Raw genomic sequence first — 23,766 nt, forward strand, 5'->3', positions numbered from 1 at the left:
ATAGATACTTAATAGTGGATGTAGCTTCAAAGTTTTTCCTTAACAAGGATGTACCAGCGGCACCGAGTATTGCTGCATTGTTTCTCTTGCTTACGTTTAGCCACTGGTTCTTTGGAGGGACACTTGAAAAAGACATTGCGCCAGAAATGGCAATCGGGCCTTGCACTTCTTATTTGTGCAACACTCCTGGCCTTGATTATGCAGGGCATTATAGCCAGAAATTCAATTACACTGGCGGACACACGCAGCCCGCAGGCCACGCTGCAAACCATTCCCGGGCATGTAATTAATCCTGCGATCTTGATTCCACGAGCGATTCCAACGAGTCGCACAGCCCCAACTAATATACTAGACCTGGCAATCAGCTTAAAATTGCGCAACCAGGACCAACTGGCTGCATTGCGAGCAGAGCAGGAAAATCCGTCCTCGTCTTTCTACCATCGCTATCTAACACCTAAAGAGTTTACAGCCATGTTTGGGCCTACACAGAGCACTGTCAACGAGGTGGTCAGATATCTGCAGAGCCAGCATCTAACAGTGACAAGAGTGTCATCTAATCGTCAAATCATTGATGCTACTGGCACGGTACAAAATGTCGAGCATGCCTTTAACACCCAGCTCTACAACTTTAATTACAATAATCACCCCATCTATATGGCGGTTTCAGAGCCTCAAGCGCCCCGTACTGTGGCACAGGACATCATGAATATCGGGGGGCTGAACAACATACAGCGCATTCCACACTTTCAAATACAGTCACATCCCAATGCCAAAAAGTCTGGGCACAGGCCATTAGCTGGACCCGGAGGTGGTTTTACACCGACTGAATTGCGCGGCGCCTACAATGTTAATCCACTCATTAGCGGTGGCAGCGATGGAACGGGACAGACCATCGGTGTGTTTGAATTAGACGGCTACAAATCCTCAGACGTTGACTACTATCGCAACTATTATGGCCTGGGCACCGGCAAATATACCAATGTGCTGGTGGACGGGGCTACCACCAATCCCGGTAGTGGCGCAATTGAGGTTGTACTGGATATGGAGGTCGTCTCCGCCCTCGCCCCTGGCGCCGCCCAGCGGGTCTATATTGGTCCCAACTCCACGACCGGTCTCAATGACACCTATAACCGCATCGTTACAGACAACCTGGTCAAAGTGACGACAATCAGCTGGGGGCTGTGCGAAGCGTATACAGGTAATTCTGAACTGCAGGCGTTAAACAACATCTTCACGCAAGGAGCAGCCCAGGGGCAGGCCTTCTTTGCCGCTTCGGGTGACTCAGGCGCGTATGACTGTAATGGTGGTGGTGGTAGTGGCTCCGGTCTGGGTGTCGATTCTCCCGCTGGCGATCCCAACGTGGTCGGCGTTGGGGGCACCAGGCTACAGCTAGGTAGCAGCAACACCTATGGTAGCGAATCGGCCTGGGGAACCTCAAGCAATAACTCCGGTGGTGGCGGTGGCGTCAGCTCATACTTCACACGGCCCAGCTACCAGACAGGCACAAACCTGACCAATGCCAACCGCATGGTACCAGATATCTCGGCCGATGCTGATCCGCAAACAGGCTATTCCGTCTACTGCACCAGCTCTGGCTCGTACTGCTCAGGCTGGATATCAGTCGGAGGCACCAGCGCCGCGGCGCCCCTGTGGGCCAGCATAGCCATTGACCTCAACCAATACCTTGCTTCGCAGGGCAAACCGACGCTGGGGGATGCCCATCAACCTCTCTATAACATCTATAATGGCAGCCAGCCATATACCTCGTTCCAGGACGTAACCACAGGCAACAATCTGTACTACCAGGCCAGCGCACACTATGACCTGGCCACCGGCATCGGCACCCCCAACGCAGGGCAGCTCGCCAGCACCCTCTCCGGCGGTATAACGCCGACACCGACACCGACACCTACGCCCACAAGGACTCCTACACCGACACCTACGCCCACAAGGACTCCTACACCTACGCCCACACCCACAAGGACTCCTACACCTACGCCCACACCAACTATCACTCCGACACCTCCTCCAGGGGGTACGGAATTGATAGCTAATGGCGGCTTCGAGAAAGGTAGGACCCCATGGATAGAATATTCTAGCAACGGCTATGAACTGATCACGAATATAGCTGCCCATAGTGGCAAATATAGCGCTTTCTTGTGCGGCTATAGGGGCTGCAATGAAGCCATTTATCAAGCCGTGAGGATCCCTACCAACAGCAGCAAGATCACCCTGAGCTACTGGCTGTATAGCGTAACCGCAACTCCAGGCGTGAGTGCCTGCTCTGGCAAATTTGCGGTCTCATTACTGACGACCAATGGCACTCCTATCAGTGTGGTAGCGACCAAATGTAGCTCGAACTCGCGCCAATGGGTTCGCTACACCTTTGATGTCACCCCACAGTTGTTAAAGTACAAAGGTCAGCAGGTTATCCTCTACTTCGCAAGTACCACCAGTCGTACTTCCAATAGCGGTTTCTTGCTGGACGATGTGTCAATGCAGTCACTGTGAGCACCTGATAATCCTTTTCCTGGTCAGCATGGCAGGTCGCATTGAAACGCGGCCTGCCATCTTTTAATGACACGATCAGTAATCATCCCCAATTTATCCTGGTTTTGAGCCCCTCTCTGATACATCTTGATACACTATGACACACTTTGAAATAAATTGAAGCATATTACCTTTGGGCTATTTTTTTTATACTTAAGCTAGCAGGCTGCATAGCATGTGCTACACTGACCTTCGTCAATACATAGCGCGTGGGTCGAAAGTAACAGATCTTACTCGCCGGCTCACACGGCGCCTAGAAACGAGGACTCAGACATACGAAGTGAAAGTGTGAAAGCAGAGCTTCGTTTTCACCTTGAAAGGAGCACAATTGAACAAGCATTTTTATTCTGATCAGACTATGGCAGCAACTGTAGACTCACAAGAAACACGGAGCACTTCCACATTGAAAAATGCCAATACCTTACTGCTAGAGAACAATGCTAAAGCAATAACAGAAATCAGCGCCACCGCTGCTGCTACCCCTACCTATGATCGTCCGGCTAAAGCGGCACGCACACCACGGCGCATCTCGAATCTACGCAAAGGTATCGCAGTTGGAGCTGCCTGTGGAGCTCTTCTTCTTTCAGGCTTCGCAGCCACACACTATACGCAGGTTGACAATTATGGCTCAACAGCTAATTATCCACGGCATGATGTCACGTCGACTGCACGACATGACAACCACCGCCATCAATCGTCAGCCTCAGTAGCACATTCGTATGTCGATATGGCTCGAAGTGCAGCGATAGCGGCAGGTATCAATCCTGATTATTTCGTACGCCAGATCAATCAAGAGAGCGGCTTCAATCCAAATGTGGTATCGCCAGCCGGAGCCATTGGTATCGCTCAGTTTATGCCGGCTACCGCAGCCGAAATGGGTATCAATGCTTCGGACCCACAGTCAGCCCTCACCGGCGCGGCCCGCTGGATGGCCAACCTGAATCGTCAGTTCGGTGGTGACTATAGCAAAGCCCTGGCGGCCTACAATGCCGGTCCAGGCGCGGTACAGAGCGCTGTAAACGCCGGCGGCGGCAACTGGCTGGCCCAACTGCCAGCGGAGACCCAGAACTACGTCCGCAGTATCATGGGCTAAGCGCGCCACGCGCTACCATTCCCTTCTATATATAAATATTTATATATAGTCTTGACCCTAACCAATCTGTTTGAAGAAAACGAGGGCGTCTCTCAATGTGAAGCTTGAGAGACGTCTTCGTTGTTTTTTGAAAGTTATTAGTGGGGACACGTGAGTACCCCCGCACGGGCGTCCGCGTGCGCGGCCGCAGTGTTTTTTGGTGAGTTGGTGCCAAAGGGCGCAGTCGCGCCCTTTGGCACCAACTCACTATGACGATGGAATACCCCAGGTGCGAAAACCCAGCCGCGCCACCTCTCTCCGCATTGGCTTTTGGTTGGTGCAACCGGGGTGCGAAAACCCAGCCGCGCCACCTCTCTCCGCATTGGCTTTTGGTTGGTGCAACCGGGGTGCGAAAAACCAGCCGCGCCACCTCTCTCCGCATTGGCTTTTGGTTGGTGCAACCGGGGTGCGAAAAACCAGCCGCGCCACCTCTCTCCACAGTGGTTTTTTGGTTGGTGCAACCGGGGTGCGAAAACCCAGCCGCGCCACCTCTCGTCACACTGGTTTTGAGTTGGTGCAACCGGAGCGCTGAAATACCAGCCAGGCCACCTCTCGTCACACTGATTTTGAGTTGATGCAACCGGGACGCTGAAATACCAGCCAGGCCACCTCTCGTCACACTGATTTTGAGTTGATGCAACCGGGACGCTGAAATACCAGCCAGGCCACCTCTCGTCACACTGATTTTGAGTTGATGCAACCGGGACGCTGAAATACCAGCCAGGCCACCTCTCGTCACACTGATTTTGAGTTGATGCAACCGGGACGCTGAAATACCAGCCAGGCCACCTCTCGTCACACTGATTTTGAGTTGATGCAACCGGGGCGCGGCCGCGCCCCGGTTGCACCAACCCAAAAAAACACTGCGGCCGCGCAGCGGACGCGCGAGTGGGGGCGCTCACGTCTCCCCAGCGTAACAAGAGCAAGATCCACTCTAAGGCCCTTTCTATGGAAATATTAGTAACTGCTAATGTGTTAGTATAGGTGACAAAGATGGAGAGGTTCTCTCTATTTGCGAAGGAGATCATAATCTATGGATGAGCATTCATCAATTACATCCGCCAGGCGCAGCCGGTTTGCAAACAGCAATTTCAAGGTGCGAGACCTGGTTTTCTATACAATCGCGGGCGCGCTTGGCCTGGATACACTAGGGGCAGCCGCCTCATATGGCGGGCAGGCCCTATTCTGGATTCTGCTGGTTGGCCTGACCTTTTTTATCCCTTATCAATTATTGATGGCCGAGCTGGGCAGTACATTTCCACGCGCTGGTGGCATCTATGAATGGGGGAAGATGAGTGGTGGACGCTTCTATGCCGCCATCGCGGCCATGCTCTACTGGATCGCCAATCCATTGTGGATTGGTGGTACCATGTTCGTCACCGTCATTACCGCCATCAAAGTGCTCTGGTTTGGACGCACCGATTATCTCTTTGGCGGCAATAAGATCGCTGATGTGTGGATTACGATCGCCATCGCCGCGGTCTTCATCTGGAGCATTATGGGGGCCGCACTGCTACCCGTCGGGCTCAACAAACGGCTCTCAAACATTGGAGCCGCCTTCAAGCTCCTGCTAATCGGACTCTTTGTGGTGCTGGCCCTGATTTTCTTTCTGACCAACCATGCCAGCGGCGTCCACATGGGTCCAGCCGACCTGCTGCCCAGCAGTGCCTTGGGTATTATTGTCAGCGGCATCATTCCTGTCATGGTCTTTAAATGGCAGGGTTTTGAAGTTCAGGTCAACGTTGGCGACGAGGTCGAGGATCCACAGCGAACCGTACCGCGCTCCATGCTTACCACCGGCGGGCTGGCCTTCCTGGCCTATGTGATCCCGATCCTTGTGACCATCTTCGCGCTCAATAAATCGCAGGTCAGCACCAGTAGTGGACTGCTACAGGCCATCTCCAATGTGACGATCGTGCTACCCCACTTGCTGGCGCTCCCATTAAAATGGCTGCTGGTGCCAGTACTGATTGTCGCGCTGGGAGCCAGTGGCTCCACCTGGATGGTCAGCGCCAATCGCGCCTATGCCGTGGCCGCCAGGGATCATGTGGCGCCCCGTAGCCTGGCCCGCTTCAATCCACGCACCAACGCGCCCAGCACCGCCATCATTGTTAGCGGCCTGATCGCCACCGGCGCCATGGTCCTCGCGGTGCTGATCAACAGCTTCGGAGCTGGCACCCTGCAATCGCTGTTCACTCTGGTGCTTGGCTTCACCATCTCAGTGAATACCCTGGCCTACCTGTTCATCTTTCCTGATCTCTTGCTCCTGCGCTACAAGCAACCAGGAGCACGGCGCCCATACCGGGTTCCGGGGGGCATGGGGGGAGCCTGGCTCGTCACCATTCTCTCTATGTTCTATACCATCATCGTCAGTTACTTTCTGATCTTCCCAGATGACGGCACGATCAAGAGCTCAGGCGTTACACGCGTGACGTATGAACTGACCCAACTTATCGCGCTGGGCGCGATTATCCTGCTGACGGCCATCTTCTACCTGTGGGGTCGGGCGGAACGGCGAAAGGATGCACAGAACGAGATGATCGATGGAGGTCCACAGACTAGCGACCAGCCGGACGCGCTGGTCGAACAGGTTCCAGGTCGCCACAACTAAACATCATCAATATCACCTGATGGCGGAGCAGAGATGTGCTCCGCCATCATCGTTTATCAGAAGAGCAGATGGATAGTCGAGGCGCGCACCTGCGCGAGACGGTCCATCTCATCCTCTGTCTCTAACAGTTCATCCCAGCGGACCTCAAAGAGGCGCCAGCTACTGCGTCCGGTCAGGCAACCGATACGACCATTCACCTCAATCGCGCTCCCCTCGCCCGCTTCCAGCAACCGCAGATGATGGGCGAAACCGCCATTGGCATAGATACGCGCCGCATCAAGGGGATGCCACATCTCACCATGGTGGCGGAACAGGAGCAGGCCATGGGTCAATAGCTCAAGGCCCCAGCCCAGCCGCTCATCGGCCTGCCGCAACTCCAGGTCGCGGCACAGCGAGGTAAAGGAAAAAGAGGACCGTTGACAGCTGCGCCACCAGGCAAAGAGATCCACCCAGGCCCGGTCCAGTTTATGGCGCCACTGCTTGAGATGGGCCTTGATACTTTCCTCGGGCAGATGTAACCACTCGGGGCGCTGCACATCCGGAAGGAGCTGAATCATCGACAGGGGACGGGTAGCAGCCTTCCAACCATCGGCAACCATGCGAATCCCCCCATTATGCTCCGGCGATAGCGTCAACGCCAGGTAAGGAGCTGAATTCTTTTGCCCCTGCACAATCACCACCGTGCCCGCGCCCGGTATGCGCCGGGATAGTTCGGTGGCCGGTACCTGGGGTAGCGTCAGCGACGTGGGACCGCCGCCGCGACCCATCAGTTGCTCACCGGGCAGCGTCGTAGAAAATGACAGTCCCAGCACGGTCTCGCAGGGCTGATAGATCGATTGGGCCCCGATGCGACTGCGCTTGAAATAGGCAGATGTATCACTTTTGAAGATCTGCTCAATCAAAGGACGTAGAGCCGGTCGATAGGCGCTACCATAGTAAGCCTGTCCCAGCTCAACCACTGTCCAGGGACGTAATGGACCTAGTTTCCTGGCCAGCAGCCAGAGGCTCTCAATCGAGGGAAGCGCCATCGACTCGGTGTTATCCAAAAAGGCAAGCTCTGGCGCCGTCAGAGGAGCCTCGGGCAAGATAGCCCTGGAAATGGAGGCGCGAGACGAGGCCGGGGTCAGCAGCCCCTGGCGCGCCGCGTGAAACGTAAGCTTGCTGCCCACGACTGGAATCTCAACGCGCATCTCACCAAAGCGCTGCTTCAGCGCCTCCAAAGCATCGGGCGCGCCATGCACCAGAATCAGACAGCGCGGTCCCACCTTTGTAACGACCTGGCTGATCTGCTCGGCATCGGCGTGGCCCGATAGATTATATTTCTCGACCTTGCAGGCCAGCGGCACCCTCTGTGAACCGATCTGCAGCGGCATACCGGGCCGGGCGCGCAGAAGAGCCGCCCCAGGACTCTCCTCATCCTGATAGCCAGTGAGCAATAACGCGTCCTGCTCGCGGGTCGCGATAGTAGCCCCATACAATGGAGACGCGCCACCTGAGAGCATGCCCGAACTACTGATGATGATGGCCGGTTCCTTGCGCGCGATCAGCGCGGCCCGCTCATGGCTGCGCACGGCAAAGATATGCAAGTCGGGGTCAACAAACAATGGCCGGCGCGCATTCTTCAGATAGCGCTGCAGGTGGGGATGCAGATCGTGGGACTGGCCCTGGTAAGCCGCGCAGACCGAGCGCACCATGCCATCCAGATAGATAGGGACAGGAGAGATATAGCCGCTGGCACGATACGACTTCAGGATCAGTACGATCTCCTGCGCGCGGCCAACGGCAAACGCGGGACACAGCACGCGTCCATTGCGCGCGACCGTCGCCTGGACCGCCTCAGCGAACTTACGCTCCTCCTCACGGCGGCTACTGTGCGCCCGGTTGCCATAGGTCCCCTCACAGATCATCACATCCGCGCCGGGCAACGAAGCGATATCAAGTCCCCTGATCGTGCGCTGATCGGTCACCGATATATCACCGGTATGCAACAACGTCCCTTCGGGCGTCACAAAGTAAAGCATGGCCGCCCCCAGGATATGGCCCGCAGGCAGGTAGCTCACGCGAATCTCGGGGGCCGTGGGAATAGGAGCAAAGACCTGGTGAAAGCCAACGGGCCTGATCCGGCCCAGCAGGGCATCCACCTGTTCCTCGTTATAGAGGGGCGTCTCACCATCGGGCTTCAAACCTTCCTGCCCCATGATGCGCACCGAGTCGCGCAGCAGGATCTCCGTCAATGCCCGTGTACTTTCAGTTGCGTAAATGGGAATATGTGGATAAAGCGATGCAATCAACGGGAGCGAACCCGTATGATCGATATGAGCATGTGTAATCAACAACGCTTCCGGGGGGTTATCATCTAACAAAGCCAGATCTGGTATGCGCGCCTGACCCTCGCGAGCCGCCGGTCGCATTCCTCCATCAATCAACACACAACGGCCCGCCACACGCAGCAAGGTGCAGGACCCTCCGACCTCTGATGCGCCACCAAGAAATGTGAATTCCACCGCAAACTCCCTTTCCCATATGTCTTTGCCTCAAACCACCAGGCTGTACGTCGTACAAAACATATCACTTGAACAGCAAAAAGAGCTTTATTTGTTTGACAAGATACTACGTTATTTTATCCTTTAAAGTATAACACGAAATGCATGGGCAATTATATACATTGCTGTATGAATGGACCTGAAGTCCGCCCCGACAGTGTGAGAAACACCTCCCGTTCGGGCGGCCGCTGGGACGCGATGCTCCTTTTTCAAGTCCAACGCGGTGTCACAAAGTGGTTATTAAGAAGTGGGTGCAAGAGCAGGTGGGTGCGGATGCACCCACCTGCTCTTGCACCCACTTCTTAATAACAAACTGAGCGCCGTAGGCGCGTAGTGTCAGGGGCCGAAGGCACGAATCTCCAGCTTTCAAACACAGGCCTGTGTATGTTTGCCACATGCTGGATTTATGAGCATGTAGCAAACATACATATTTAACTGAAATTGATGGTACAATGTGTTTGGTAAATAAGCCGCTCTTTGATGATTTCACATTTCAATGATAGAGAAGGAGTTTCTGCATGCAGAGGAAGATCTCTACGGCTGCGAAGAATGGCAGCAAGCAACAGAAACAGGCCAGATCAGCCGCGACGCCCTCGGCAATGGAGCTACGACCGGCGCCATTACAGGCTGATGAATACCAGATACTTGATGCCATCCAACGCCGCGTGCTCTGGCTCTCGACGCTGATCGTGCATCACGCCAATACGCGTCCCAATGCGGATGATCTGAAGGTGGGGGGGCACCAGGCCTCATCGGCCTCGATGGTGAGCATATTGACAGCGCTCTACTTTCATTATTTGCACGCGGGCGACCGTGTCAGTATCAAGCCGCATGCCTCGCCAGCGTACCATGCCATCCAATATCTACTGGGCAACCTGGACCAGCACTATTTACAGACCCTGCGCGAGTTCAAAGGACTGCAGGCCTATCCCAGCCGCACCAAAGATCCAGATCCAGTCGATTTTAGTACCGGTTCCGTTGGTCTGGGAGCGGTCGCGCCAGCCTTCGCGGCCGTGGCGCAGCGCTACGCGCAGCAGCACTTCGGCGAGGTGACCGCGCAACGCTTTGTGGCGGTCATCGGGGACGCCGAGCTGGACGAGGGCAACATCTGGGAGGCCGCCATCGATGAGACGCTGCAAGGAGCTGGCAACGTCCTGATTATCGTCGATCTCAACCGGCAGAGCCTGGACCGTGTCGTCCCTGGCATTCGGGCCCGGCAACTCAAAAATCTCTTCGCCGCCGCCGGCTGGCATACGCTGGAAGCCAAATACGGACGCCTGCTGGAAAAGGTCTTCGCGCAACCAGGGGGTGCCGCGCTGCGCCAGCGTATCGACGAGATGAGCAATGAAGAATATCAGAGCCTGCTGCGGCGCCAGGGCACGGACATCCGGGCGCGCCTGACCCATCCCGGCGGACTCGATCAGCCGGAGGACGCAGAGATCAGCAGGGCGCTGCAGGATGTGCCCGATGAAAACCTCAAAGAACTGCTGGGCAACCTGGGCGGCCATGACCTGAATACCCTGCTCGACGTCTTCGCGCAGGCAGATCAGCGTCGCGACGCGCCCACCATCGTCTTTGCCTATACCATTAAAGGCTGGGGCCTGCCCTTTGCCGGAGATGCCATGAACCACTCGATGCATCTGAGTGGCGAACAGGTGCGAGAGCTCCAGCATACACTGAACATTCCCCCAGGGGCCGAGTGGAAGACGTTCGAGCATGGGAGCGCGGAGGCCGCGTGGTGCCGTCGCAGCGCCGAGCAGCTCAGCCGAGGCCAGCTACAGCCGGCGCCACTGATAGCAGCGGAAAAAATCCCTAGCAGCCTGGATATGTCATTCCCCGGCAAGCTCTCGACCCAGGAGGCGCTGGGACGTATCCTGACCCGGCTGGCCACGCTCGAAGGCATCGGCGAGCGCATCGTCACGGCGGCGCCGGATGTGGCGATCTCCACCCATTTAATCGGCTGGGTCAACAAGACCGGCGTCTTCTCGCCAACGATGCATCCCGACTATCAGGACGGCATCCAGCGCACCCTGCGCTGGCAGCCCAATCCACAGGGACAGCACATCGAGCTGGGCATCTCTGAGATGAACCTGTTCATGCTGCTCGGCCAGCTCGGCCTGAGCTATGAGCACTCCGGCCAGCTCCTCTTCCCGATCGGGACCGTATATGATCCATTTATCTGCCGTGGCCTGGACGCCCTGATCTATGGCCTCTACAACCACAGCAAGATGATCTTTGCCGGCACCCCCTCGGGCGTCAGTTTGAGTCCCGAAGGGGGCGCCCACCAATCCACGGTCACCGCCTCCCTGGGAATTGAGCTGCCCGAGCTCAACTACTATGAGCCCGTCTTCGCCCACGAAGTGGAATGGATCCTGCTGGAGGCGCTGCGCGAATGCTGCGACCGGGACGAGGGCCGCTCAACGTATCTGCGCCTCTCGACCAAGAAGATCGATCAGCGTCTGCTGGAGGAGGCCCGGCAGCGCCTGGGCGAAGAGCGTCTGCGCCAGCATGTGCTGGCTGGTGGCTATCGGCTGCTGGAGGGACGTGAGCTGGCGCCCGAGGCCAACGAAGACGAAGTCATCCAGATCGTCACCACCGGCGTCATGGTGCCGGAGGCGCTGGCGGCCGCCCGCATACTGGCTCGCGAGGGCATCGCCGCTAACGTCATCCACCTGACCAGTCCGAAAAAGATCTTCAGCATGTATAGCGATCTTCGGCGCAGCCAGAGTCAGGGACAGGCCGAGCCAGCCGGCGCAGCCCATCTGAGGACGCTCTTTCCGCGTTCCGAACGCCTGGCCCCCATCGTCACCGTGCAGGACGCCTCGGCCCACAGCCTGGCCTTCCTCAGCGGCATCCACGGCGCTCCCTGCATCTCGCTGGGCGTCGACGAGTTCGGACAATCGGGCAGCATGCAGGAACTCTACCAGGCGGTCGGCATCAGCACCGATGACATCGTGGCCGCCGGCTATACCGCCCTCGACCTGGCCCTGGAAAAGTAAGCATTGGTAATACACATCGGACGGGGACGCCAGCGCGTCCCCGTCCGATGTGTATTACCGCATTTAACCCTGCCCAAAAGAATGGGCTGTTATGCGGATTACCGCACGTGCATATGATATTTATTGAAATGTCCAGGGAGGATAATATGGAAGCAATTCAGGTTAACGGAAGAACAATTAACGCTTATCTAGCCGTTCCCGAACGGGGGAGCGGACCAGGGGTGCTGGTCCTGCACGCATGGTGGGGACTCACCGATGTCTTTAAACAGGTCTGCGACCGCCTTGCGCGTGAGGGATTCGTCGCGCTGGCTCCCGACCTCTATCATGGGAAGACTACCACCTCTATTGAGGAGGCAGAACAACTGGTCTCAGCAATGGTAGAGAGCGAGACTGATCAGGATGTTAGCGCCTCCATCGACTATCTGATTAAACAGTCAGGAAGACCCGGCAGAGCCCTGGGTGTGATCGGTTTCTCATTAGGGGGAAACGTGGCGCTGGGATTGCGAGATCAGATGGGGGCCATCGTTACCTTCTATGGAACCACGTCACCCGAGGAGGTCAGATCCGAAGGCAATATACAGGGTCATTTTGCTGAGATTGACGATTTTGAACCCACCGAGCAGGTCCGTGAATTTGAGGAGGCTCTGCGTTCCGCCGGGAAGCAGATCACCTTCTTTACATATCCGGGCACGCACCATTGGTTCTGCGAGGAGAATCGCCCTGAGTACAACGCTGAGGCGGCTCGCCTTGCCTGGGAGCGCACCACCGAGTTCTTGCATCAACGGCTCGATTAAACGCTCCGATTTCCCCTTCCCATTCTCTCATGCGACAATAAAAGAGATACCGTAGGTTCGGGACTTGCGCCCGATTTTACGCCTTCCCATATGTTAATGTTCGTTAAATATGTTCAATAGCTTTTTTGATATTACATGTTTAAAGAGCATAATCATACATTGGAGGATAAATAGGGCGCAAGGCCCGAACCTGCGTGGGGCGTTTCGTACGGTGGAGAAGAAATCAGGTGCAAGGCCCGAACCTACGTGGGGCGTTTTCGATGCATCACCATCTGTGAGGGGAAGGCTCGAAATCCATGCTCTTCATAGCCCCACAGTGGAATCAGGCGCATGCATCGAAGAAAAGAAGAAGAGAGAAAACGCGTTGATAGAACGCGAAACGTTCCCGTAGGCGACATAGGATTGCGGCATGTTCATCACTGTTCCTATTTCGAGAAGCAGCAATCCGGCCTTGTGCATGCCGCACCCGTTCACGTACGGAATGTTCCCCATACAAGCGATCATATTGGCTCTTTCACCATGTCGAAGCCAACCGATCGTACGCCAACAGAGCGGCATGCACAAGGAAGGATTGCTGCATTTCAGGCTTTTGGCGTGTCTGCACTGCCGCAATCCTATGCCGCCTACGAGCACATTTCCGTGTTCTGCCACACGATTTTTCTCCGTTTTTTATTTCGTTAAAGATTATAGGCCCCACACATCATTGGGCGTTTTCGTACGTTGAAGAGGAAATCGGGCGCAAGGCCCGAATGTACGATCTTCGTTTCCGATGCCGTTACAGTGAATTTATTTGCGTAAGCAAAGTGCGCTTTGTATCTCTTTCTATACTGAAAAAAAGGGGATTTTATGCTCGTTTTTGAGTAGTTTAGTGAAGAGATATAGTGATGAGACAACAGCAAACAAGAACTTTCTCTAGTAATTGCCTTCATCTTCAGAAGACATTCCCACCACTGGTGTGTATTTATGGGTTGCTGCTCTGCTTTCTTCTGGTAGCGGCGCCTCCTCAGGCGAGAGCCGATGGTGGTGCTCCTAATCTGGCCTATGTCGCGGGCTCGGCCGCCGGTATCAGCGTGATCGATGTGGCCCAGAAGACCGTCTCGCGCACCATCGCCGTCAAAAGCGATCCGCACGCGGTCCTGCTGAGTCCAGATGGGCGCTACCTTTACGTTACCGAGCCGCAACAGGGACGGGTCATAGTCCTGGCCGCCGGCACCGGCAATACCATCTGTACGGCGGCGCTGCCGGGTCAGCAGCAATTTTTGGCCCTGGATGTCAATAGCAGCAGCCTCTACATCGGGGGCAGCGGCAACGATCGCGTGACCGCACTGGACACCGGCAATTGCAAAAGCAAGCGAACGTTTGAGGCACCGGCCCCCATTACCGGGGTCGCGCTGGCCCTACCGCAGATCAACCTGGCCGATGGGCAAGAGGATACGCAGCTCTGGGCCACCACCACCCGGGGCATCGCTATTTTTAACGCGCAGAATGGCAAGAGCCTGCGCAGCATCTCCCTGCATGATGAGCCGCGCGCGCTGGCGATCCCCCCTGGAAGGACAGCTTATATCACCACCAGGCAGGGAAATATTACAGCCATCGATACCAATAGCTACCAGGAGACAAACGTCATGGCCGGCGGCTCCTATGGTCCAATGGATTTTGACGAGTCCACGGGCGAGGTCTATGTACCCGATGCCAGGCATGATCAACTGCTCGTGCTCTCTCCGGTCGTCGTCGGCTACAAACATCCCCATGAGCCCGAGCGCACCTGGGACTTCACCTCGGCCCCGCAGTCGGTCGCGATTACCAATGATGGACAACTCGGCTTCGTAGCGCTGGCCGGTGGACAGGTCTCCATGCTCGATCTACCAGGCAAGCAAGTGGTCGTCAATCTGCATGTAGGAGGGTCGCCGCGCTTCATCATTACCGGCCTGTATCCACCGCTGGCCCCACTCAATCCACAAGAAGCTACACTTTCTGGTATACTCATAACCATTGGGGCGGACGGACTCATCGCGGTTATGCTCATCGCTCCAACCGTGTATTTCCTTTATAGACGTTTTGGACGCGCCCGCCGCAAGGCACAAGAAAAGCCGGCGCAATGACAATCTGACGCGCAGCGGACGGCGAGCATAGATGCACAGGAGGCAGCAACCCATGGCGACCATACCCTATCCACCAGGCACCGTTTTACTGCTAGCAGGAACCGAGCAGGGATTATTCTTGCTGACGTCGGATGATCGTATGAGCTGGGATCTGCGGGCCACCAGCCTGCGGCAAGAGGGGTCAAACATCTTCTACGCCATGTTTGACCCCCATAATCACTATCGCCTGTTCGCGGCTGATAATCGCCATGGGGCCGCCTTCCTGCGCTATAGCGATGATTTTGGCGTCACCTGGCGGGAGCCGGAGCAGAGCATCACGTTTGACGAGTCGGGTCCCAACCACCAGGCTGAAATCTGGTATATCGAAGCGGGGCGTCCCGACGATCCACGCACCCTCTACGCCGGGACGGGTCCCGCCGGCCTCTGGCTCAGCCATGACAGCGGCCTCACATGGCAGCGCAACGCCTCCCTGAACGAAAAAGCCCGGCTCGAACAATGGGAAAACGGCGACGTCGGCACCTGCGTCCATAGCATCGTGGCGGACCCACAACGACCCGAACGCATGTGGCTGGGTATCTCCGGCGCCGGTAGCGTACGCACAGACGATAATGGGAACAGCTGGCAGGTCATCAATCAATTGCAGCAGCCACAGCAGGTTGAGGGCTGGGATACCATCTGCACCAGCACCCATCGCCTGCTCCAGCATACCTATCAGCCAGACACGCTGTACCAGCAGAGCCGCTGCGGCCTCTTTCGCAGTACCGACGCCGGAGATAGCTGGACTGGCATCAGCCACGGCCTACCCTCAACCTTCGGCTTCCCGCTCACCATGGACCCCAACCGACCGGATACACTATTCACGATGGTCGTAGATAAGAACGACCGCTTTCCCATCGGAGATCAACTGACCGTCTATCGCAGCCAGAACGGCGGCGAGCGCTGGGAAGCCTGCACCCGTGGTCTGCCGACAGGCGAGCAGGCGCGCCAGAAGGTCCTGCGCCACGGCATGTGTACCGATGCACATGACCCCTGCGGCATCTACGTCGGCACCAGGAACGGCAACATCTTCGCCTCCGCAGACAACGGCGACAGCTGGCGCCTGATCGGCAGCGGCCTGCCAACGATCTACGCCCTCACCGCCACCGTCCTGTGATCCGCGCATGGAAATGATCATCGTAGGTTCAGCCCTCGCGGCCGATTTCCCCTCCACGTACGCCCATGCCCACCAGACACGAGAATCACGGAAACGAATATGAGATGCATAGTCATGCGGCAAGGAGAAATCGGCCGCGAGGGCCGAACCTACGTTATTGTCGGTACCGTTCGCGTAGGATCTGTTCGGCTGGGAAATGGTCGATGGTGGCGGATTCGAGCGGGGAACCGCTGCTTCCCTCGGCATCAAGACGCGCGATCTCGACGCGGGCGCGTTCTTTTTCCCGTACGATCAGGCAGACGGCAATCGCCCAGGTAATAGAATTGACCATTGTGGCAAGCGGAATCATAATAGCCAGCAGCTCTTTCATAGATGGGGCTACCGCTCCAGCATTCCGGGCCGTGGCACGTTTAGATTCTTTATTCAGTTGAAGTCTCATCTCATCTTTCCCTTATACAGGTATAATATTCTCGTATTCCATATCACGTTTTTTTCAATCAATGCACTGAGGCGCATAATAATGATCAGCTCGTCAGACAATACCTATATTACCCGATTTTATCCTGGTAGTCTAATGGTATAAATTCACAAAATCGTGTGCGCCTATCTCCTATCCATCATCGTCATCATGGCTGGCGGTCGAGGACTGTTTGATGCCTGGATAAGGGACATGCGTGCCCTTGATCGCGTACCAGAGAATGCGGTTGAGCTGATCCCATGAGATGCGATCTTCGGCCGAGAAGTCCATGCCCGCCGAGGTTGCGGCCCCGTAGGCATTGTGAGCATTGCGGGCACTGGTCGAGAGGTTTTCCGCGCGCAAGGTGTACGGGGTGAGATTGGCATAGCTGGTAAAGGCACGCCACATCGGTACCGCGTTAGCATCATACTGGCTCAGCGCGCGCAAGCCAAGGATGAGCTCAATGGTACGCAGCATCGCGGCCGTATCATACAGTGTATGATCCACGTGCACCTGCTGCCGAGAGGTATAGGGACTGATCACCAGCGACTCCGTGCGATGGGCGTCCACGTGATCGGGCCCGTTCTGAGAGTCATCCTCAGTCACAAAGATGGCGGTACTGGCCCAGTATTTGCTATGGCTGACCGTATCGACCAGCTGACCCAGCGCGGAGTCGTTATCGGCCACCATAGCCTGCGGCGTCAGCTTGCCCGTTCTCGTCCCCTGTGTATGATCATTAGGCAACCAGACGATCTCCAGTTGTGGCAGATTATTATGGGCCACAAACTGCATGAATTCACGCCTCCATTCTCTGACCCGGTCAGCATCCATATAATCGAGGTCGAACGAGCGGTAGCGAGGATCATAATGGTTCGCCAGGCGACTGCGCACATGGTCCGTGACCTGCATCGGGCCAAAGCAGAGCACCTGCCCGCGCGGGATAGGCTGCTCGCTGATATATGTATGGGCGACCGGGCCGGGGCAACTCGGCTCCTGGGCCGCTGGCAGCAGATGTGGTGGTTCGCTGCTGCGCAACTGATAGAATTCGCCATAGTCTCGATAGGTAATATGCGCCTCGGCCGCCGCGTCCCAGATATAGCCGCCGGGCGACAGGCCGATCTCGCTCTCCCCGCTAAAGTCCGCCGGTCGACGGCGGCCAGCGGGACCCGCCGAATAATTCTGCGGCCACATCTTCTCGATATAGTCGTTGGCATTGGCCGAGTTGATCCAGTTATGGCCGTCCGCGCTCACCTCCGCGTCGGCGTAGAAATTATCGAACAGGCCAAAACGCTCGGCCAGCGCGTGCCCATTGGGTGTATTCCTGCGCGGGAACAGAACCAGCCTGGCGTCCCCATTGGCCGATCTCTCATCTCCCAGTACCTGGTCATAGGTGCGATTCTCCCTGACCACGTAGATCACGTGCTTGATCGGGGAGGTTCCGCCCGGTCGAGGAATGGGATTGCCGGGGCTACGCTCATTGAGGACGGCATCTGACTTGCCATCGTTGCGCGCCACCTGGTCGGTATAGAGCTTCAGACGCTGCGCGCCTGGAACCTCGATAGTGGACAGGGTCCCCCTGATCATGCTGCCAGTAAAACCATCGAACGCGCAGTTACAGTATTGATTGTTAAAGCCGCTGACGGCATCGACGATCGGTGGCCGCGCACGTATGGGATCGGCATACAGGCGTTTATCGTTGGGGCCAGCCCCCATCCCTTTGCCGTTGGTCACATACAGCGTTGCATTGGCGGCATCCACATTCACTGAAGTAGGATACCAGGCAGTTGGGATCCGCCCCAGCACCTGCCCCTTGTTGCCCTGCAGGTTGATCACGACCACCTCGTTATTGCCCGCGTCAACCACGTAGAGCGTCTTCCCGTTCGCGCTGAGCGCCAATCCCTGGGGACTGCTGCTCAACTGAGCATGGGGGCGTGGAGCCACCGAGACGCGTCCCACCTCGCGTCGGGCCTGCGTATCGACGATGGAGACGGCATCACTATTGGCATCAGTGACATAGAGATAGCGGTTGTCCGGACTGAGAGTCATGGCGGTAGGATGCTGGCCGACCGCGATACTGCCGGTCTCAGTATTGGTCGCCGCGTCGATGACAGAAATAGTGGCTTCACCCCAGTTGCTGACGTATACCACCTTGCCATCCTTACTCACCAGTGTGATATAAGGGAAGGCTCCCACCTGTGGACTGGCCAGCACCGTCTTACTGCCCGTATCCACCACATCCATATTGTCAGACAGATTGTTGGCCACGTACAACCGCTTCCCATCGGGACTCAGGCTCAAACCCGTCGGAAAAAGGTTCTGATGTGAAGAGGGGTCGGCAAGCAGGCTGATCGCGTCGCCTTCATGCAGGAGTCCATCGGCCGAGACCGCGTAGGTATGGATGATATTCTCGCCGCCGCCAGCGGCGTAGGCAGTCCTGCCATCGGGACTATAAGCCAGGCCCACAAAGACGCTGTGCGGAGAGGTATAGGGGATGGTCTGTATCAGCTTATGATCATTCGTAGAAACAACCTGCAGGGACTGGATGCCCGCCCCTCCATTGGAGATCAACAGGTGACGACCATCAGGGGAAAGGACCGAGTTCAAGGGCAGATCGCCCAGCGTCAACTGGCTGCCGGCCGGTGTAATGGTCCAGGTATCAACCAGGCGTGTCCCACCCGTCTGAGGACCCGGGTGCGCCACCAGAAACAGCGATTCCCGCGAAGGAACGATGCAGGCGCCAGCCACGGAGGTAGAGACAGCGATAATCAATAATACCGGGATCGTGACCATAAACAGGTTAAGCCTCCGTCTGGCTGAACGTCCAGCACGGCTTTTTCCGCGCATTTGTGGCATCAGTCGCATACTATCCCCTCTCGCTATGAGCATGTGCTCGCTATATAAACAAGCATACATTTATTACAATCGATGAGAAGGTCATAGTATAAAGGGATAATTGCAAGCCAGGCCTGGCAGGCAACCGAGACTATCCGGGCCGGGTAGATAAAAAAATTCAAGCATCATCCCTCGCCACGCAGTACCCGCGCATGCCACAATCTCCATCAGAAAATTTCGCGCCTATTGAACGTGTATTAAAGTACCAATGTACCAAAACAACAACTTGCTTCGAACAGCAACGTATCTCTATCCAGAAGAAGAATGTACTTTTTGTCCTATCGAATAGGAAAACCGGGCAGGGAATTATCCCGCTGCTTGCCGACGTTGAACACGAATGATACACTGGTTAAGATTATCAATATCGGACATACCGCAGGAATCGTAATAAAAGGTGCCATTCATGAATATTAGCTCTAGCATACGAAAACTAACCTATATCTTTGTCATTTTATTCATCGGCCTGAGCGGTGGATTAGTATATTGGCAGGTAGTGAAGGCGGATAACGTCACCGCGACGATCCACAATCCCCGGCGCTGTTCAGCCGAGAACTCGCCGGTGCGCGGCCGCATCTTTGACCGCAACGGTGTCCTGCTGGCTGAATCGGTACCCGCCAATGTATGCGGTGGGTTCATCCGTCACTACACCGACCCCTCGCTGGCCGCGCTGATCGGCTATTATGTTCCTGGAGCATTCATCCCCGGCATTGAGGGTCAATACAATGATGTGCTCACCGGCAACTCGGGTCGCACCGCATTAGATAACGAGGTCAACAAGACACTGCACAAATCACCGGTGGGCAACGATATCTATCTCACCATCGATGAACGCATCCAGAAGATCGCCGTACAGGAATTCAACGACTATCATCCTGAGACGGACCCCTTCTATCAGCAGGCATACTCACGCGACGTGGACGGCCAGCCCCTGGCACTCCCCACCAACAAAGGATCGGTAGTCGTTTCAGATCCTCATACCGGTGAAATCCTGGCCATGGTCAGCGCCCCCGGTTACGATCCCAACACGATGGTGCAGACGCTGTCCAAAAGTGATTATAGCTACTATGATAGGATGAACAAGGACCCTGATCACCCGCTTTATGTGCGCCCATTAAAAGAGCTCTACTCGCCAGGCTCAACATTTAAGACGATGACCCTGATGGCCGCGCTCGATAGCGGTGCCACCACGCTGGATCAACCGTGGGATAAAAAAGGAGCCATGGGTCCATTGTACTATGATGGACGCCAGATTATCGGTGATAACCTGGCTTTTGGGGAATTCACGTTCCGCTTCCCGATCACGACCGAATATGCCTATGCGAACTCGGACAACATCGTATTCGCCCAGCTCGGCGTCAGAACCGGCATGGACAAATGGCTGGAGTACGCCAAACGGCTCTACATCGACCAGCAGATTCCTTTTGACTTGCCGACGGTGAAGAGTAGCGTCTTGAATGCCGACGGCAAACCACTATCGACCCTGCAGCTGGCCTCAAACGCCTTTGGACAGGGCGTGGTCAACATGTCGCCCTTGCAGATGTCGCTCATCGATAATACCGTCGCCAATAACGGCGTCTTGATGCGCCCCATGCTGGTCTCAAAGATCACCGACAAGGATAAAAATCCGCTGCAGACGATCGATCCCCAGCAACTCAATACGGTAGTGAGCAAGGACACCGCCTACCAGGTCAGGCAGGCCATGGCGGCGGTCGCGGTCTGTGGTGGTGGCTGGCACCTGGGCCAGAACTATGGCTATCAATCGGACATCGTCGGCAAAACCGGTACCGGTGAGGTCGGTGGTGGCCTGGCGGCGCATGGCTGGATGATTACGCAGGCCCCCTTTACGCTGCACAGCACCGACCAGATGCCCGCGGTCACCATTGTCGGCATGCGCGAGAACGGCGGTGAGGGCGCCTACACCATCGGTCCCGCCATCTGGAAGATATACAACGACATCTTCGCCAAAGGGTACGTCAAGGCCAACATGCCGGCCCCATTGACGTCAGAGCCCTACTGCGCCAACACCAACCTGTGGCAGCCACGCTAAGCACAACAGTATGAGGTGTGGATACAACACAACAGGAGGAATTGCAGCTGCAATTCCTCCTGTTGTGTTGTATCCACACCTCATTTCTTCTCGCCGCCGAAGGCGGCAAAAGGGCCAGCCTGTTGCACTGCTTCAGGTTTATCTGCTAAAGTAGCAGTGACAAAAGATGTCTTTCAAGAGGGACCTTAGCAGAAAATATGCCAATGTTATCTTTACCCGAGCAGTTGGAGAGCGCGATTGAGCATGCGTTACAGAGCGTGCCCGCATCAAAGTGGAAAAGCGCGGCGAAAGCTCTGAGCGAACGCTACCGCACACAGCGCACGGGGCAGGAGTCCTCGCTGGCCCATGGTACCGATGCCGCGCTTGGCTACGCGGCGATCATCATGCCGGCCGCCTATGCCCAGCTCAGCGGCGCCATGGCGGCGGTCAGCGCACGTATCCCCGACTGGCAGCCCACAACCATGCTGGATATAGGCAGCGGACCGGGAACCGCCCTCTGGGCCGCCAGCGAGCGGTGGCCATCACTGCAACGCCTGACCGCCTGGGAGCGCGAGTCCTCCTTCATCGAGTTGGGACGCCAACTCGTCCGGGGAAGCGATAAGGCCGCCCTCAAGCAAACGAACTGGCACAGGGCGACCATCGGAGGCAAGCTGCCGGGGCCGATAGAAACCTATGATCTCATCGTGCTCGGACATGTCCTCAATGAGCTACCCGAGGTGTTGCGCCAGGAGATTATTACGCTGGCCTGGCAGCACTGCTCGGGCGTCCTGCTGATCGTCGAACCCGGCACATCGGCGGCCTTCCCCATCATCAAAGCGACGCGTGCCCACCTGCTCGGCATGGAGGAGGCCCATATGCTGGCCCCCTGCTCCCATAGCCTGGACTGTCCCCTGGTCGACGATTGGTGTCACTTCCCGCAGCGCCTGGAACGTCCCTCATTCCAACGCCTGGCCAAGGGTGGGAGCGCTGGTTGGGAAGAGAGCAAGTTCTCGTATGCCGCGCTGGCCCGCTTCCAGCCACGCCATCCCATCTGGGGAAGACTGATCCACCAGCCGCACAAATCCAAGCGGGACGTCAGCCTCACCGTCTGTCGCGATCAGGGCATCGTCGAGCTACACGTTCCCAAAAGCGAACGCGAAGCCTTCCGCCGCGCCGCCGACCATGACTGGGGCGACATTATCGCCAATGCGCCGGACGATCATACGACGATCGCATGAGAGCGCCCAAAGAAAAGAGAAATACAAGGAGCCCATCTGAGACTGCCACGGCAGTTTCAGATGGGCTCCTGTAGACATATTCAGTCATTTTTATGCGCTGGCCGACCAGACATGTGATACCACGCCTACCTGCTGACTCATCTTGTCAATGGAAGCTTCCACAAACGAGCGAAACAGGCGTGACCAGGTCGGGTTATCCCGGTACAGTTCTTCTGGATGACACTGCGTCGCCAGCATAAATGTGCGCTCGGGGAACTCCAACAGTTCGATGATCCCATCCTCGGCCAGGCCGCTGGCGATAATGCCATCGCCCAGTTTTTTGACCGCCTGGTGGTGCAGGCTATTGACCAGCACCGTATCGGCGCTCAGGATCTGATACATCTTGCTATCCGGGGCCACACTCACGCTATGGATAGTCTGATTGCGGGGTAGATGCCAGTTGGCATGCCGCAAACCATTCTCGTACAGACTATCCAGATCCTGGTAAAGGGTGCCGCCGCGCGAAACATTCATCAACTGCATGCCACGGCAGATGCCAAGCGTGGGGATATCTTCTTGATAGGCCCAACGGGCCAGGTGTAATTCTAATTTGTCTAATGCCGGATCCGTCTCTTCAACAGCTGCGATAGCTTCTTCTTTGTAGGTACTGGGGTGTACATCAATGCCACCCGAGAGCAACAAACCATCAAGGCGAGAAAGCAACGAACGGAGATTGTCATAGTCATTCATAATAGGAATAAGAATAGGCACTCCCCCCGCACTTTCCACCGCATGTGTATAAGATTGATTGCTATAATATACAGGTTTTTCGGCGTTCGCACCTCTAACCCCGGTCCGACATGGTATACCAATTAACGGTCGCATTCTCACCACTCCTATCTATACTTTTGACAACATAATAACTTTCATGATTATTCCGCATTGGATTGCTTTAATACGCAACGCCGGCAAGCATATATGCGTTGGAGATGCCCAATCCTACAACCACCCACTTCAATATCGAAACCATTAATCAAAAAGCGCTACAAGGGTTTACAACTAAACTGTGGAGAGAGGCATGATAAATTCATGTCTGCGGTGACTTTTTCAGAGTGCCGTACTGAGGAAAACTATACTTACTATTGTTGTACCGTTGACCGATCTGACCTGTCAAGCATACAGGACTTTTTTGGTACGTCTTTCAGCAACAATGTAGCGCCGGTAGCATTACATATGCCAGAACAATACCATAAATGAAGAGATACCTGATTCTTAATAGAAGATTCGTTA

At 56.0% G+C, this 23,766-nt stretch carries 14 protein-coding genes; 10 read left to right on the forward strand and 4 right to left on the reverse strand.

Features of this window, described 5'->3' with window-relative positions; all coding sequences use genetic code 11:
• Positions 1 to 123 precede the first annotated feature (123 nt).
• The 3 genes from KTT_RS27455 to KTT_RS27465 all read left to right on the forward strand — a co-directional run bounded on the left by KTT_RS27455 (position 124) and on the right by KTT_RS27465 (position 6,293).
• Positions 124 to 2,511 (forward strand): protease pro-enzyme activation domain-containing protein, encoded by a 2,388-nt coding sequence (locus KTT_RS27455; RefSeq protein WP_160146170.1) that lies wholly within the window; start codon positions 124 to 126, stop codon positions 2,509 to 2,511.
• A gap of 442 nt (positions 2,512 to 2,953) precedes the next feature.
• The gene (locus KTT_RS27460) at positions 2,954 to 3,643 is read left to right on the forward strand and encodes a lytic transglycosylase domain-containing protein (RefSeq protein WP_218031027.1); all 690 of its coding nucleotides are present in this window, start codon (positions 2,954 to 2,956) and stop codon (positions 3,641 to 3,643) included.
• 1,072 nt (positions 3,644 to 4,715) lie between these two features.
• On the forward strand, positions 4,716 to 6,293 hold the full coding sequence (locus KTT_RS27465) for an APC family permease (RefSeq protein WP_126600854.1): 1,578 nt from the start codon (positions 4,716 to 4,718) through the stop codon (positions 6,291 to 6,293).
• Between the two features lie 56 nt (positions 6,294 to 6,349).
• Here KTT_RS27465 and KTT_RS27470 read toward each other — a convergent pair whose 3' ends face one another.
• On the reverse strand, positions 6,350 to 8,797 hold the full coding sequence (locus tag KTT_RS27470) for an MBL fold metallo-hydrolase (protein WP_126600856.1): 2,448 nt from the start codon (positions 8,795 to 8,797) through the stop codon (positions 6,350 to 6,352).
• Positions 8,798 to 9,435: 638 nt separating this feature from the next.
• Here KTT_RS27470 and KTT_RS27475 point away from each other — a divergent pair.
• From KTT_RS27475 to KTT_RS27495, 5 genes are all read left to right on the forward strand, one after another.
• The gene (locus KTT_RS27475; RefSeq protein ID WP_126603181.1) at positions 9,436 to 11,835 is read left to right on the forward strand and encodes a thiamine pyrophosphate-binding protein; all 2,400 of its coding nucleotides are present in this window, start codon (positions 9,436 to 9,438) and stop codon (positions 11,833 to 11,835) included.
• 146 nt (positions 11,836 to 11,981) lie between these two features.
• Positions 11,982 to 12,629 carry a dienelactone hydrolase family protein gene (locus KTT_RS27480; RefSeq protein ID WP_126600858.1) on the forward strand — a complete coding sequence of 216 codons (648 nt, stop codon included), beginning with the start codon at positions 11,982 to 11,984 and terminating at the stop codon, positions 12,627 to 12,629.
• A gap of 330 nt (positions 12,630 to 12,959) precedes the next feature.
• A complete protein-coding gene (locus KTT_RS27485) occupies positions 12,960 to 13,310 on the forward strand; it encodes a hypothetical protein (protein WP_126600860.1) in 351 nt (116 codons plus the stop codon).
• A 203-nt stretch (positions 13,311 to 13,513) separates the two neighbouring features.
• Positions 13,514 to 14,731, forward strand: coding sequence for a YncE family protein (locus KTT_RS27490; RefSeq protein WP_126600862.1), 1,218 nt, complete (start codon positions 13,514 to 13,516; stop codon positions 14,729 to 14,731).
• A 52-nt stretch (positions 14,732 to 14,783) separates the two neighbouring features.
• Positions 14,784 to 15,884 carry a WD40/YVTN/BNR-like repeat-containing protein gene (locus KTT_RS27495; RefSeq protein WP_126600864.1) on the forward strand — a complete coding sequence of 367 codons (1,101 nt, stop codon included), beginning with the start codon at positions 14,784 to 14,786 and terminating at the stop codon, positions 15,882 to 15,884.
• A 154-nt stretch (positions 15,885 to 16,038) separates the two neighbouring features.
• On the opposite strand, the gene KTT_RS27500 is transcribed toward KTT_RS27495, so the two are convergent.
• Entirely contained in the window at positions 16,039 to 16,323 is a 285-nt protein-coding gene (locus KTT_RS27500; RefSeq protein ID WP_126600867.1) for a hypothetical protein, read from the reverse strand.
• Positions 16,324 to 16,494: 171 nt separating this feature from the next.
• On the reverse strand, positions 16,495 to 19,203 hold the full coding sequence (locus KTT_RS27505; RefSeq protein ID WP_160146171.1) for a bifunctional YncE family protein/alkaline phosphatase family protein: 2,709 nt from the start codon (positions 19,201 to 19,203) through the stop codon (positions 16,495 to 16,497).
• Positions 19,204 to 19,636: 433 nt separating this feature from the next.
• Here KTT_RS27505 and KTT_RS27510 point away from each other — a divergent pair, with 433 nt between their 5' ends.
• Positions 19,637 to 21,280 (forward strand): peptidoglycan D,D-transpeptidase FtsI family protein, encoded by a 1,644-nt coding sequence (locus KTT_RS27510; RefSeq protein ID WP_126600870.1) that lies wholly within the window; start codon positions 19,637 to 19,639, stop codon positions 21,278 to 21,280.
• A 197-nt stretch (positions 21,281 to 21,477) separates the two neighbouring features.
• Positions 21,478 to 22,497 (forward strand): small ribosomal subunit Rsm22 family protein, encoded by a 1,020-nt coding sequence (locus tag KTT_RS27515; protein ID WP_126600872.1) that lies wholly within the window; start codon positions 21,478 to 21,480, stop codon positions 22,495 to 22,497.
• A gap of 90 nt (positions 22,498 to 22,587) precedes the next feature.
• Here the strand turns inward: KTT_RS27515 and KTT_RS27520 are convergent, their stop codons facing one another.
• Positions 22,588 to 23,361, reverse strand: a complete 774-nt coding sequence (locus tag KTT_RS27520; protein WP_126600873.1) for a gamma-glutamyl-gamma-aminobutyrate hydrolase family protein — start codon at positions 23,359 to 23,361, stop codon at positions 22,588 to 22,590.
• Between the last annotated feature and the right edge of the window lie 405 nt (positions 23,362 to 23,766).

Source organism: Dictyobacter aurantiacus (genome assembly GCF_003967515.1).
GTDB lineage: Bacteria > Chloroflexota > Ktedonobacteria > Ktedonobacterales > Ktedonobacteraceae > Dictyobacter > Dictyobacter aurantiacus.